The sequence below is a fragment of the Corynebacterium sp. LaCa_23 genome (assembly GCF_058182375.1).
On record NZ_CP190825.1, the window covers coordinates 1,153,886 to 1,167,301 of the forward strand.

Annotated in this window: 14 protein-coding genes and 1 tRNA gene; 8 read left to right on the forward strand and 7 right to left on the reverse strand. The window is 58.1% G+C overall.

The annotated features are described in order from the left end of the window. The first annotated feature begins 6 nt into the window (after positions 1-6). Genes ACP8IT_RS05635 through ACP8IT_RS05650 form a run of 4 tightly spaced genes read left to right on the forward strand, consistent with a single transcriptional unit; the run spans position 7 to position 2,054 of the window. Positions 7-219: a biotin/lipoyl-containing protein gene (locus ACP8IT_RS05635; protein ID WP_005280298.1), complete on the forward strand. Its 213-nt coding sequence runs from the start codon at positions 7-9 to the stop codon at positions 217-219. Further along, positions 220-822: a 16S rRNA (guanine(966)-N(2))-methyltransferase RsmD gene (rsmD, locus tag ACP8IT_RS05640; protein ID WP_490290558.1), complete on the forward strand. Its 603-nt coding sequence runs from the start codon at positions 220-222 to the stop codon at positions 820-822. 15 nt (positions 823-837) lie between these two features. Continuing rightward, a complete protein-coding gene (coaD, locus tag ACP8IT_RS05645; RefSeq protein WP_005280301.1) occupies positions 838-1,311 on the forward strand; it encodes a pantetheine-phosphate adenylyltransferase in 474 nt (157 codons plus the stop codon). Further along, entirely contained in the window at positions 1,308-2,054 is a 747-nt protein-coding gene (locus ACP8IT_RS05650; RefSeq protein WP_005280302.1) for a sulfite exporter TauE/SafE family protein, read from the forward strand. Before coaD ends, ACP8IT_RS05650 begins: the two co-directional genes overlap by 4 nt. 28 nt (positions 2,055-2,082) lie before the next feature. Here the strand turns inward: ACP8IT_RS05650 and ACP8IT_RS05655 are convergent, their stop codons facing one another. The 5 genes from ACP8IT_RS05655 to ACP8IT_RS05675 all read right to left on the reverse strand — a co-directional run bounded on the left by ACP8IT_RS05655 (position 2,083) and on the right by ACP8IT_RS05675 (position 5,946). Next, a complete protein-coding gene (locus ACP8IT_RS05655; protein ID WP_284636718.1) occupies positions 2,083-2,847 on the reverse strand; it encodes an amino acid ABC transporter ATP-binding protein in 765 nt (254 codons plus the stop codon). Continuing rightward, complete coding sequence (locus tag ACP8IT_RS05660; RefSeq protein WP_490290595.1) at positions 2,847-3,800, reverse strand: amino acid ABC transporter permease; 954 nt, start codon at positions 3,798-3,800, stop codon at positions 2,847-2,849. Before ACP8IT_RS05660 ends, ACP8IT_RS05655 begins: the two co-directional genes overlap by 1 nt. After that, entirely contained in the window at positions 3,793-4,680 is an 888-nt protein-coding gene (locus tag ACP8IT_RS05665; RefSeq protein ID WP_005280305.1) for an ABC transporter substrate-binding protein, read from the reverse strand. Before ACP8IT_RS05665 ends, ACP8IT_RS05660 begins: the two co-directional genes overlap by 8 nt. After that, a complete protein-coding gene (locus ACP8IT_RS05670; protein WP_237792049.1) occupies positions 4,680-5,516 on the reverse strand; it encodes a DUF368 domain-containing protein in 837 nt (278 codons plus the stop codon). The genes ACP8IT_RS05665 and ACP8IT_RS05670 overlap by 1 nt, the downstream gene beginning before the upstream one ends. Positions 5,517-5,872: 356 nt before the next feature. Then, positions 5,873-5,946 (reverse strand) — tRNA-Leu (locus ACP8IT_RS05675). Positions 5,947-6,090: 144 nt separating this feature from the next. Between ACP8IT_RS05675 and polA the strand changes: the two genes are divergently transcribed. The 3 genes from polA to ACP8IT_RS05690 are packed head-to-tail and all read left to right on the forward strand — an operon-like array spanning position 6,091 to position 10,092. Continuing rightward, positions 6,091-8,739, forward strand: coding sequence for a DNA polymerase I (gene polA, locus ACP8IT_RS05680; RefSeq protein WP_490290559.1), 2,649 nt, complete (start codon positions 6,091-6,093; stop codon positions 8,737-8,739). A gap of 4 nt (positions 8,740-8,743) precedes the next feature. Then, positions 8,744-9,682, forward strand: a complete 939-nt coding sequence (locus ACP8IT_RS05685; protein WP_490290560.1) for a DNA glycosylase AlkZ-like family protein — start codon at positions 8,744-8,746, stop codon at positions 9,680-9,682. A gap of 38 nt (positions 9,683-9,720) precedes the next feature. After that, positions 9,721-10,092, forward strand: a complete 372-nt coding sequence (locus tag ACP8IT_RS05690) for a hypothetical protein (RefSeq protein WP_005280309.1) — start codon at positions 9,721-9,723, stop codon at positions 10,090-10,092. Here the strand turns inward: ACP8IT_RS05690 and ACP8IT_RS05695 are convergent. Together ACP8IT_RS05695 and ACP8IT_RS05700 are read right to left on the reverse strand one after the other, a co-directional pair. Next, the gene (locus tag ACP8IT_RS05695) at positions 10,056-10,523 is read right to left on the reverse strand and encodes an RDD family protein (RefSeq protein WP_490290561.1); all 468 of its coding nucleotides are present in this window, start codon (positions 10,521-10,523) and stop codon (positions 10,056-10,058) included. The two genes, ACP8IT_RS05690 and ACP8IT_RS05695, sit on opposite strands and share 37 nt — an antisense overlap. Positions 10,524-10,533: 10 nt before the next feature. Beyond that, entirely contained in the window at positions 10,534-11,265 is a 732-nt protein-coding gene (locus ACP8IT_RS05700; protein WP_490290562.1) for a class I SAM-dependent methyltransferase, read from the reverse strand. Between the two features lie 250 nt (positions 11,266-11,515). Here ACP8IT_RS05700 and rpsA point away from each other — a divergent pair, with 250 nt between their 5' ends. Then, positions 11,516-12,979 (forward strand): 30S ribosomal protein S1, encoded by a 1,464-nt coding sequence (gene rpsA, locus ACP8IT_RS05705; protein WP_490290563.1) that lies wholly within the window; start codon positions 11,516-11,518, stop codon positions 12,977-12,979. Positions 12,980-13,416: the final 437 nt, after the last annotated feature.

Genomic DNA, 13,416 nt, shown 5'->3' on the forward strand with positions numbered 1-13,416 from the left:
ATAGGTATGAAAATCTACGCCCCCTTCGCGGGCATCGTTCGCTGCCATGTCGATGTAGGCGAGAAAATCAGCACTGGTCAGGAGCTAGCTACCGTTGAGGCGACGAAGCTGGAATCGCCCGTCGTGTCCCCAGGCCCGGGGATGATTACTCGCATAGCGGTGGCGGATTTTAGCGATGTTATTGGCGGAGACTTAATTATGGAGATTGGAGAAGCGTAAATGACGCGGATTATTGCAGGCGAAGCGCGGGGGCGGACTATTAAAGTTCCGGCAGAGGGAACCCGCCCGACCGCTGATCGCGCGAGGGAAGGCCTCTTTTCCTCGTTGAATGCTCGCTGGGGGTTCGCAGGCTCCACGGTGCTTGATCTATTCGCTGGATCCGGCGCCTTGGGGCTGGAAGCATTAAGCCGTGGGGCAGACGAGGCGGTGCTGGTGGAGTCCAACCCTGCGGCGGTGTCCATCATCAAGCACAACATAGGCGTGGTGAAACATCCCGGTGCCCGCGTGGAGGAAAGGAAGGTATCTACGTACCTGGCCAGCGCCCCGCGCGGCTACTTTGATCTGGTTCTAGCGGATCCGCCTTATGCGTTTGACGATGTCGCCGGGCTCATCGCTGCAGTAGAGCCGGTGCTGACGGATAACGCGATGGTGGTCATTGAACGCCACGTCGAATCGCCCGAGACCGACTGGCCCGAAGGTTTTGAGCCGACGGGGCAGAAATTAAAGAAGCGTACCTTCGGCATCGCGCGCATGGATATGGCAGTCTATACCCGTCCCGGTACCGACGATGCCGACGAAACCGATGACACCTTAGATAACTAGAGAAAGCGATATTTTATGACCACAGCCGTGTGCCCCGGGTCTTTTGACCCCATCACTCTTGGCCACGTCAATATTTTTGAGCGCGCCAGCCAGATGTTTGATGAGGTTACGGTGCTCGTTACTGGCAACCCAGAAAAGCCTTCAGGGTTATTTAGCGTGCACGAGCGCATGGATCTCATCCGCCAGAGCGTGGATTCGCGCATTAACGTGGACTATTGGTCCGGCCTGCTCGTGGACTATACCTCGCAGCACGGAGTAGACGTTTTGGTCAAGGGACTGCGTTCTTCCCTGGATTATGAGTACGAACTGCCGATGGCCCAGATGAACAGGCGTTTGTCCGGCATCGATACGGTCTTTTTGCTTACCGATGAAAAGTACGGCTACATCAGCTCTTCGCTGTGCAAGCAGGTCGCGCAATTCGGCGGCGAGGTCACTGGCATGCTTCCTGATCCGGTAGTACAAGCGGTGAAGGAAAAATACCGCCGATGATTTTGGCGCTGATTATTTTTGCCGTCGTTGTCGCGGGATCCACGCTGCAACGCGTCTCTGGCATGGGGCTTGGCCTTATCGGCGGGCCCATTCTCATGCTGGTGATGGGCCCGGTAGAAGGCATCTTGGTGATCAACGTCTTGGCGGCGGTCAATGCTCTGCTTACTACGGTCACTGTCCGCCGCAATGTCAGCTGGAGAATGTTTGGGCTCATTGCGCCAGTGATGATTATCGGTTCTCTGGCGGCCGCGGCGTTGATTAGCAAGATCGATACCGCAGGGCTATTGATAGTGGTGGGTGCAGCACTGCTCATCGCCTTGGCGGTGGTGACCTACGGCGCTAGGTTCGTCCCGCCGATGGAAGGCAAGGGGCCGGCCATTTCCGCGGGCATCCTTGGCGGATTTACCAATACCTTGGCCGGAGTGGCCGGCCCGGTCATTACCGTCTACGCCCAGGCGGCCAAATGGCCCCAAGCCATGTATACGGCGACCCTGCAACCGATCTTTGTGGTGGGCGGGCTCTTTTCCGTTATCACCAAGACCGCGCTCGGCGCCGCGACATTCGATGGCCTGCCCTGGGTTATTTGGCCCGCAGGCATTGCCGGCATGTTCATCGGCATCTGGCTGGGCTCGCGCATCGCGCATATCGTGTCCAGGGATATCGCGCGCGCACTGTCGCTATCGGTAGCTAGCCTCGGCGCTCTCAGTGCGCTGATTCGCGGCGTCGTCACCTACGGAGCCTAGGGCGCGGCTGGCACCGCGCGAGGCCTACCTAAAGAAGCGAGGACAAGAACTCCTTGGTGCGCGGTTGCTGTGGGTTGTCGAGCACTTCAACCGGGGTACCGGATTCGAGGACTACGCCGCCGTCCATGAAGAAAATTTTATCCGCCACCTCGCGCGCAAAGCCCATCTCGTGGGTCACCACGAGCATGGTCATGCCCTGGGCCGCGAGATCCTTCATCACGCGAAGTACCTCGCCGACGAGCTCGGGATCGAGGGCGGAGGTAGGTTCATCGAAAAGCATGAGCTTTGGATCCATCGCCACGGCGCGGGCGATGGCAACGCGCTGCTGCTGGCCGCCGGACAGCTGGACCGGGTAGTTATCGGCCTTCGCCGCCAGTCCCACATCATCTAACAGCTCCATGGCACGCTTCCGGGCCTTATCCTCTGGCACCTTCTTGACCTGCATCGGTGCTTCAATGATATTTTCAATCACCGTGCGGTGGGGGAAGAGGTTAAAAGACTGGAATACCATGCCGATATCGGAGCGCTGCTGCGCAGCCTGCTTCTCGCTGATCTCGTAGAGGATTCCGTTCTTTTCGCGGTAACCAATGAGCTCACCATCGACATAAAGGCGGCCCGCCGTGGCCTTATCCAGGTGGTTAACGCAGCGCAGGAAGGTCGACTTACCTGAACCGGAAGGGCCTAACAGGCAGGCAACTTCGCCGGGTTGGACCTCTAAGTCGATGCCCTTGAGCACCTCGAATTGCCCGAAGGATTTGTGCACATTCTGGGCGGAAATCATGGGAGTAGTCATTAGTTTTTACCCTCCTGGATTACAGAGACGTTGCGGGGGATAGTACCTTCGGCATCGGCAAGCGCGGCAAGTTGGCGCCCGGTGAGCTCGCGGGTGGCGCCGCGCTCGAAGTGGCGCTCGAGGAAGTACTGGCCCACCATGAGCAGGGAAGTAATGACCAAGTACCAGGAGGCGGCGACCATCAAGAGCGGAATGGGCTGGAAGAGGGCTGCAGAAATATCGGTGGCGCGGCCGAAGATCTCGTGGGTATAGGGGATGGCCACCACCAGTGACGAGGTCTTGAGCAGGGAAATGAACTCATTGCCTGTCGGCGGGATGATAATGCGCATCGCCTGCGGCAATACGGTGCGCCGCATGGTCATCCACCAAGACATGCCGAGGGCTTTGGAGGCTTCCTTTTGGCCTTCTGGCACCGAGGAAATGCCAGACCGCACGATTTCGGCCATATAGGCGGCCTCATTGAGGCCCAAGCCCATGACCGCCAAGAAGAAGGCATTGGTCAACACGCTTTGCAGGGAGACCTCTGCAAAGCCCAAGTTGATGGATTGATAAATCGCAGATAGCAAGCCCCAGAAAACCAGCTGGACATAAATCGGCGTGCCGCGAAAGATCCACAGGAAGATCCAGGAAATGGCGCGCAGGATGGGATTGGGCGACATGCGCATCACGGCGAGGATGGCGCCGCCTACCACGCCAATGATCATGGACAAGATGGTGATTGCAATCGTGTGCAGAGAGGCGATGGCGATGCGCTGGTCAAAGAGATACTGGAAGTACGTATCCCACGCAAAGGCCTCATTGCGCGCGGAGGCAATGACAAACCACAGACCAAGAATGAGCAGCACGACCGCGCAGAGCCACCGCCAAGGGTGGCGCAGTGGCCGGGCTTCAATCTTGGCGGGTGCTTCCTGGTGCGCAGTCGCGCTGGCTTCCTCTTTGTGCTCGTTAACCATTGATGGGCCTTTCATTAATCATCGCCTGGTCTACTAATCCATCTTCAATTCCCCAGCGGGCCAAGATCTCCGCGTACTCACCGGTATCAATGAGGTGTTGGAGGGCAGCGGCTGAGGCCTTAGCCAAGTCCGAGTCCTTCGGGACTGCGAAGCCGTAAGGGGAGGCCTGGAACATATCGCCGACAGCGCGCATCTTCCCCTCGGAGCGATTGACCGCCCAAGCGGTTACCGGCGAGTCTGCGGATAAAGCATCGGCGCGGCCCATCAGGACGGCGAGCGCGGCGTTATCCCCAGTGTCATAGGACAAGACGGTGAGATCGCCATCGCAGGCTTCTTGCTTGGGGCGCACATCATCGGTCTCTGACACGGTGGTGCGCTGCACGGCGACGGTCAGACCGCAAGGGTTTTGGGGATCGACCTTATTGGGGCCATCGACAAGCTCTGCCCACTGGATGCCTGCATAGAGGTGGTCCACGAAGTCGAACTCATCGCGGCGATCGGCCGTATCCGTAAACCCGGAGGCGCCCATGTCTATCTGGCCGGACTGTACCGCCGGCAAGATCATGGAGAAGTCTTGCTCCAGCGCCTGGAATTTCAGGCCCAGCACCCCGGCTACGGCGCGGGCGAGGTCGAGCTCTACGCCCTGCAGATTGCCGTGGGAGTCCTTGAGCTGAAACGGGGCATAGGGCGGGTTCGTTCCTGCCGTGAGCACGCCGTCATCGTCGTGGTACATCGCGGCGATCTCTGGAACCTCGCCGGTCTGTGGCTCCTCCCAGCCCTCTGGAGTCGAATCCTCCTCGTTGACCACGCATGCGCTCAAGGGGAGTGCGCACGCCATGATGGCGGCCGTTAGTGGTCGATGATTAATCGCCCAGGGCATTAATATTCCGCCGTCCTTTCATCGATGGCTTGCGCGTTCCTGCGGTCTACGTAGATGAAGATGGACACGATAATGGCACCGAGAATGAAGTATCCGATGATGGCACCCGAAGAAGCGTCCTGGTCTGCACCCCAGGGCCACAGGGCGCGCAGGGATCCCAGCATGAAGCCCGCCATGGCGGCCAGGGTGGGAGCGCGGTGGGTACTCAGCAAATAGTTGAGCAATTTGATGAAGGCGGCGAGCCCGCACAGGGCACCCAGTGCAAAGACGCCCATGGTGCCTAACTCACGGTCCGATACCGCGCCGATGATCGGCTGGTAAAGCCCCATAGTCAGCAAGATGAGCGAGCCGGAAATACCCGGCAGGATGAGCGCGCATACAGCAATCGCTGCGGCAAAGAAGACCACGATAAGGCTCGGGTCATCGTGTGGCGCTGAGGTAAAGCCCGTGACGATAAAAATCACGACGGCAGCAGCGATAAACGCGATGATGGAGGAGGGGGCGGTGCGCTCCGCCTTAGACAACATGGAAAGCGGAACGATGATGGAGATGACCACCATGCCTAAAAAGAGGGCGCTGGAGGCAGAGACGTTGTTGTCAACGAAGTTGGACAGGAGCGTGGAAAAACCGAAGACGGCGATGAGCATGCCGACGGCGACGGAGCCCAGAAAGGACCACTCGACCTTTTTAAAGTTGCCGGAGATGAGGTCATTGGCATTGCGGACGGCGCGCTCATAAATCCCCACGATGAGGGCGACGGTTCCGCCGGAGATGCCGGGAACTAGCTCGGCCATACCGATGAGGGCGCCACGAACGGCGTTCAAAATAAAGTGCATAAATTAAAAATCTACCTGGGTATAAGACATGACTGCGGTTGACGGGCCACTCTGGGTGCCAAAAACTCGTGGCTCAAGACCGAACGGCGTGGTACACCATCGCCCGCGGTGGGTTAAGCCTGCATATCTTTCATTACTTTAACGGTTATCTACCTTATATGAGATGGGCTTGTGCTTAAAGTCTCGAGGTAAAGCGGTGTTGTTTTGCGGAGATTACACTTCTTAGCCGTTGTGTAAATATGCAATTCGCGGAAGGATATACGCTGAATCGAGGTCACAGTAAGAGAAAGAAAGCGACATGACGAAACCCCGCTTCCTTCGTGGATATATTTCCGCAAGGAAGCGGGGTTGAAATGTGCCCCTGGTGAGACTCGAACTCACACTGGACGGGTTTTGAATCCGTTGCCTCTGCCAATTGGGCTACAGGGGCAATCAAAAGCGAGCGCCTTTGACTGTTGGAAATACTAGCGCAGGGGTTGGCGCAATTCCTAATTGGGGTCCCCGTCCAGTAAAAAGGCCTGCTCAAGCCGGTGGGGCTGGGTGGGGTATCGCCGTGTCCATGGTGTTGCCTAGTATGGGGCAGGTGACTTCCAATAAGACCCGCCTTTTGCTCATTGACGGCCATTCCATGGCATTTCGTGCCTTTTATGCCCTGCCGGTGGAAAACTTTTCTACCTCCGGTGGCCAGCACACCAATGCCGTGTATGGCTTTTTATCCATGCTGTCCAATATTGTCTCTGAGGAAAGGCCGGATGCTATCGCGGTTGCTTTTGACGTTGGCCGGAAGACTTTCCGCACGGAGATGTTCCCGGATTATAAGGCGCAGCGCGAGGCCGCACCGGAGGAATTTAAGGGCCAAGTAGATATCATTCGCGATACCTTGGAGACCTTGGGCATTACGACGCTCTCGCGTGAAAATTACGAGGCCGACGATATTTTGGCCACCCTTGCCACCGAGGCGCAGGACTACGAGACGCTGATCGTTACCGGTGATCGCGATTACCTGCAGCTGGTTACGGATTCGACCACGGTGCTCTATCCCATGAAGGGCGTATCGACGCTGCACCGGTTTACCCCGGAAGCCGTCGAGGATAAATACGGGCTTTCCCCCGCGCAGTATCCCGACTTTGCTGCTCTGCGCGGCGATCCTTCCGATAATCTCCCTGGCATTCCCAAGGTGGGAGAGAAGACCGCCACCAAGTGGATAGTCAAGTATGGAGACTTGGCTTCGCTGGTAGAGCACGCCGAAGAAATCAATGGCGTGGTGGGAAATAACTTCCGCGAACGCATCGAGCAGGTGCAGATGAACCGGAAGCTTACCCAGATGATTACAGATATGGACTTAGACGTCGGCCCGGATGATCTGGCATTCAGGGAAGTCAAGGTTGCCGATGTTGCTGCGAAGTTCGATGAGCTAGAGTTTGGCACCAACCTGCGCGATCGTGTCTTAGCGGCCATTCCCAACGATGGCGCTGAGGCCGCTGAGCAAGTTGCGGATTCCCCAGATGTCGAGCTCACCATCGATGACGCCTCCCTGAGCGAATGGTTGCCTAACCGCGAGCACGTAGCCGTATATGTGCAAGGCGAAGGTACTCCGGGCCAAGGTGACGCCTCTGCCATCGCTTTTGTGGACCGCAACCACCACGGCTTGCAGGTAGAACTCGGGGAGCTTTCCGCCGATGAGGAAAAGGTCTTGGTCCAGTGGCTAGAATCGCCGGCCCCTAAGTATTTCCACGCCGCGAAGGCCGCGTTCCACATGCTGGCAGGGCGCGGCATTGAGCTCGACGGGCTTGCGCACGATACGGCCTTGGCGGCGTATATCCTGCGCCCAGGCCAGCGCACCTACGAGCTTTCCGATGTCTACCAGCGCCACCTTCAAAAGTCCCTCGGCGCCGCCTCGGAGCAGATGTCGTTGCTCGATAGTTCCTCCCTGGTGGATCAGGCGGCGGCAATCATGGAGCTGGCGGAAAAACTCACCGCGGAGCTGCAGGACATCGACTCGTTCGAGTTGTACACCGACCTGGAACTGCCGCTGGTGACCATCCTGGCGCGCATGGAGGCTACGGGCATTGCGGTCGATGTAGACATTTTGGAAACCCAAAAGGATGCCTTTGTGGAGCAGGTCGCGGAACAGGAACGCTCCGCGCGCGAGCTTGCCGGCGATGACAAGCTCAACTTGAATTCGCCTAAGCAGCTGCAAAACGTACTTTTTGAGACCTTCGATATGCCCAAGACGAAAAAGACGAAAACGGGCTATTCCACGGCCGCGAAGGAAATCGAGCAGCTGGCTATCAAGCACCCGCACCCGTTCTTGGACCACCTCTTGGCCCACCGCGAATACCAGAAGATGAAAACCACGCTGGAGGGCCTTATCAAGACCGTTCAGCCGGATGGGCGCATTCACACCACCTTTAATCAGACGGTGACCTCGACGGGGCGTTTGTCTTCGACGGAACCCAATCTGCAAAACATCCCGGTGCGCACTGAGGCCGGTCGCCAGATTCGCTCGGCGTTTATCGTAGGCGAGGGATTTGAGCAGCTAATGACCGCGGACTACTCGCAGATTGAAATGCGCGTTATGGCGCACCTGTCTGCCGATCCCGGGCTGATTGAGGCCTACAAGGCCGGCGAAGATCTGCACAATTTCGTTGGTTCTAGGGTCTTCGATGTGCCCGTGGATCAGGTGACTCCTGAGCTGCGCCGCCGAGTAAAGGCCATGTCCTATGGCCTTGTCTATGGCCTGTCCGCGTTTGGACTTTCGCAGCAGCTGGGAATCCCTGCCGGTGAAGCCAAGTCCATCATGGAAAGCTACTTTGAGCGCTTTGGCGGTGTGAAGAAGTATCTGGATGATGTCGTGGAGCAAGCCCGCAAGGATGGTTATACGGCCACGCTCTTTGGCCGCCGCCGCTACCTGCCAGAGCTCAACTCCGATAACCGGCTGGCCCGTGAAAACGCGGAACGCGCTGCTCTCAATGCGCCGATCCAGGGAACGGCCGCGGATATCATCAAGGTCGCGATGATTCGCGTGGACCGTGCGTTGCGCGATATGAAATCACGTGTTTTGCTCCAGGTCCACGATGAATTGGTGGTGGAAGTCGCCCCCGGCGAGGCCGATCAAGTCCGCGAGATTCTTGAGCGCGAGATGGATTCTGCCATCGAGCTGAACGTGCCACTCGAAGTCTCTGCCGGCGCCGGCACGGATTGGGACGCCGCGGCCCACTAGTTCGATGATGACGCTTAACCGGCGCGAACGCGCCCGCATGCGCTTGGCCGCCCAGGGGCTTACGGCCCAGCGCTGGCGCACCGCTGCGGAGGCGGTTCGCGCCTTTGGCGTTACGCAAGGCCAGGACCTGCATTCGGTGCGCCGGTCCTTGGCGCTGCGCGCAACGGATGAATCGGATAAGTCCGAGATCGTGCGCGGCTATGCGATGCGCAATACGCTGTTCGCCGCCTCCGTCAAGGATATGGGCTGGATAACCGAGCTATGCGCGAAGCCTCGAAAAGGCGATGCAGCGGTACAGGAAGCCGTGCTGCAGCTTATCGATGCCCCATTAACGCGCGCAGAATTGAAAGCACGCGCCGCCCGGGCCTTGCCCGAGCTATCTTTCTGGCACGTGGTACGCATCGCCATGGAAAGCGGGCATGCGTGTTATGTAGGCGAAGAGCAGCTCATTACTCCGGTGGAGTTAGACGGCCTGGAGGCCCTCTTTAACGGCGACTCGGTGGCCGCCACGACGGAATTGATGACGCGCTATTTTCGCGCCCATGGTCCGGCGACGCTGCAAGACTTTGCGTGGTGGTCCAAGCTGCCCCAAAAGCTCATTCGTCCCGCAGCGGAGAATTTGCCGGATGACCTCATCCGGATAGGTAGGGAAGGCGAGGAGCTGGTCTCTACAGAGGTGCTGGAGCTGCCAGAGGTGAGAAGGAAGAAATCGGTGCTGCTATTGGGCGCCTTTGATGAATACATTTTGGGCTACCAAGATCGACTTTTTGCCATGTCAGCGGATATGCACCACGCGCTCGTTCCCGGGAACCAGGGCATTTTCCGCCGCGCCATCGTTATTGACGGCCAAGTGCGCGGCATGTGGAATAAGCAGGGGATTGAGGACTGGGGTATTCCCGCCTACGCGTCACGCCGCGTGGAACGGCAGTGGAAAGACTGCTGAGAAGTGCGTGAAGCAGATGAGGATTTTAAAGTAGTTCCATGGAGTTTCTCGGAAAACGAATTACCTGGAAGTCCCATCCCTACGTCTTGCGCTTTTTTGAGACTACGTGGGCAGTCATGGTCGCATACCCGGCGGGACAAATTGCTGAGAGCGGTTTAAAAGAAGCAGTAAGCAGCGATAAATCTTACTTCATTTTCTATGCGGTTATAACTTTTGGGTTTTTCCTTTCTGCTGGCAACGCCGCCAGAGAAGGCGAGAACCCGTGGCGCTACCGAATACAGGCGGCCGGTGTAATGATCGCGGTAACTGTCATTGCCGTGGCCTTCCCGTATTCGTGGGTATTTGCGCTCATTACTATTGCTGCCGTGGTGTACTACCTCTGGCCGCGCATCGCGGTGGAATCCTCCTGAGGTCGCTTTTCCACTAGGCAGCCGGCCAAGAGGTCAAAGGGCGTTTGGCCGATGGCTAAAACCGAAAGGCCTAAAATCGCAAGGATAATGCCGTCGATGTTCCAGCCGGTAAGCGTCAGGGGTGTGAGCAGTAGCCACGAATTGCGCAGGCACGCGGTGACAAGCGGCGAGCGGGCCGGGATGATTTCGAGCTGCATCGACCATTTGCCCAGGGAGGTGGACTTCTTCGTTTCCACCCACACGCGGTAGATGTAAAAGACCACGGCGAGAGCGGCCGCCTCGTAGATTTCTTGGGGGCGCCCGGCTAAGGGGGTACTGGCAAGGGCATTAATCACCCATCGCACCACGGTGACGATGGCGGCGACGAGAAAGGCGTCGATCCACCATGCCACGGCGCGGCGCAGGGCAATTCCTAGTCTTTCGGCGATCATGTTCTCTACGTTAGCTGTATGCGCGGCAGATGAAAATCATGCTGCCTGGGAAAACTTCCCCGCGCTGCGGGGACCACTGGCCCCACGTGATGTCTAAGCCTTCGGGCCGTTCCGGTTCAATGATGTCCTCGATCAGAAATGGTCCGCGACATTGGAGCGCGCGGAACCAATCGCTGATGGTGCGGTGAAATTCGGCGTAGGTGAGCGTCCCGGCGGAATCGTGTTCCAGATAGGCGCGGTCGAAGTAACTTATCTCAGCGGTGAGGCTGGTGGGATCATCGGGGAAGATCCAGCGCATTGGGTGGGTCACGGAGAATACGAAGCGCCCACTTGGGCGCACAACGCGGGCAACTTCCGCGAGCGCGGCATCGAGATCGGCGAGGAAGAGGAATGCGCCGAATGCAGAGAATGCCACGTCAAAGGAGTCGGTGGCGTAGGGCAGTGCCAGCGCATCGGCTTGGATGAGCGCCAACCCGGGATCTGCGTGGGCGAGCATTCCGCGGGAAATATCGCAGCCGGTGGCAAAGCGGGCGCGGGTGCTGAGCCACTGGGTGCAGGCGGCAGAACCGCAGCCGATTTCGAGGACGGCGGCAGAGGAGACATCGCCAAGCAGCTGCGCATCGGCCTCGTGCAGCATCTCTGGGCACCAATAAAAAGAGGAAAGGTACTCGGGGTGCTCGGCATGGTAGTTGGCCGCGTCACCGTCCCAGTGGGATTGATTGGCGTGAGAAGGCGAAGTCACCGGGGGTGGGTTACCTTTCTGGTTGGCGTCCAATATTTGCCGTATAAGCTGGACAGATGTAGGCTTTTACAAGCATGTCTATGCCACGGGTTGTTGCAGGCTATTGTAGGAAAGCTTGGGGCAATCACGCGGCGGGATCGAATGTGGCCTCTATCTCCTGTATTTGTGCAGCGCAGATGGGCTTTTAATTCGAGAGACACGCAGTTGTCCACGAACGATTTCCTACATTTATTCGGAGCATTTTTACAATATGCCATCTTCTACTACCCCTCAGGTTGCGATCAACGATATCGGAACCGCAGAGGACTTCCTCGCAGCTGTAGACGCCACCATCAAGTACTTCAACGATGGTGACATTGTCGGGGGTACCGTCGTCAAGGTTGACCACGATGAGGTACTGCTGGACATCGGATACAAGACCGAAGGTGTTATCCCTTCCCGCGAGCTGTCCATCAAGCACGACGTCAACCCCGACGAAGTTGTCGAGGTCGGCGATGAGGTTGACGCGCTTGTCCTGACTAAGGAGGACAAGGAAGGCCGCCTGATCCTGTCCAAGAAGCGCGCACAGTACGAGCGCGCTTGGGGCGCCATCGAGGAGCTGCAGGCCAAGGAAGAGCCGGTTACCGGTACCGTCATCGAGGTCGTCAAGGGCGGCCTCATCCTGGACATCGGCCTGCGCGGCTTCCTGCCTGCTTCCCTCGTTGAGATGCGTCGCGTCCGCGACCTGGAGCCCTACATTGGCCAGGAGCTGGAAGCTAAGATCATCGAGCTGGACAAGCAGCGCAACAACGTTGTCCTGTCCCGCCGTGCATACCTGGAGCAGACCCAGTCCGAGGTCCGTTCCGAATTCCTGCACCAGCTGCAGAAGGGTCAGGTCCGCAAGGGCGTTGTCTCTTCCATCGTCAACTTCGGCGCCTTCGTCGATCTTGGCGGCGTCGACGGCCTGGTTCACGTGTCCGAGCTTTCCTGGAAGCACATCGACCACCCATCTGAGGTTGTCACCGTTGGTGACGAGGTAACCGTTGAGGTTCTGGACGTTGATCTGGACCGCGAGCGCGTTTCCCTGTCCCTGAAGGCAACCCAGGAAGACCCATGGCGCGTCTTCGCCCGCACCCACGCTGTGGGCCAGATCGTTCCGGGCAAGGTCACCAAGCTCGTTCCGTTCGGTGCGTTCGTTCGCGTCGAGGAAGGCATCGAGGGCCTGGTTCACATCTCCGAGCTGGCTCAGCGCCACGTCGAGGTTCCGGACCAGGTTGTCACCGTTGGCCAGGAAGTTATGGTCAGGGTCATCGACATCGACCTCGAGCGTCGTCGTATCTCCTTGTCCGTCAAGCAGGCTGACGAGGACTACTCCGAAGAGTTCGATCCGTCCAAGTACGGCATGGCTGACTCCTACGACGAGCAGGGCAACTACGTGTTCCCAGAAGGCTTCGACCCGGACACCAACGAGTGGAAGGAAGGCTTCGACGAGCAGCGTCAGGCTTGGGAGGCACGCTACGCAGAGTCCGAGCGCCGCTTCAACCTGCACACCGCTCAGATCGAGCGCAACCGCGCTGCCGCCGCAGAGGCTGCAGAGTCCGCTGAAGCATCCTCCAACTACTCTTCTGACTCCACCGATGCAGCTCCGGCATCGGAGACTCAGGCAGAGTCCGGCGGATCCTTGGCTTCTGACGAGCAGCTCGCCGCACTGCGCGACAAGCTCGCCGGCAACTAAGACGCCTTTGGAGCTTAGGGTGAGATAGTCCCTAACTCCACGCAGCTGCACTAGCCGCGTCCTTCTCCTTCGGGGAGGCAGGACGCGGCTTTGTGACTTTTATGACAGTATATGCAAACGATTGCCCGGTATTTTTCGTTTGCGGGTTCTTGACCTGCGGCAAAGCAATGGCGCCTGCAAAAAGACAACTATCCCCACTTAAGACCACTAAATTGGGCTTTTGTTTGTGTTGCCTCTCACCTTGAGTTCAGAGGGTCGTTGCAACACTTTCCCTTAGGAGGGTGTTGTTGTGCCTGGAGTTGTTGGCCCGTTTCATTCGTTGTCTGAGTCGGATCGTCGTGGCTTGGTCGCCTTGGTTGGCAGTGGGCGTAGTGTTCGTTCGGCTGCTGGTGAGCTTGGCTGTCATTACGCGCATGCTTTGAATTTTTGTCATGCTC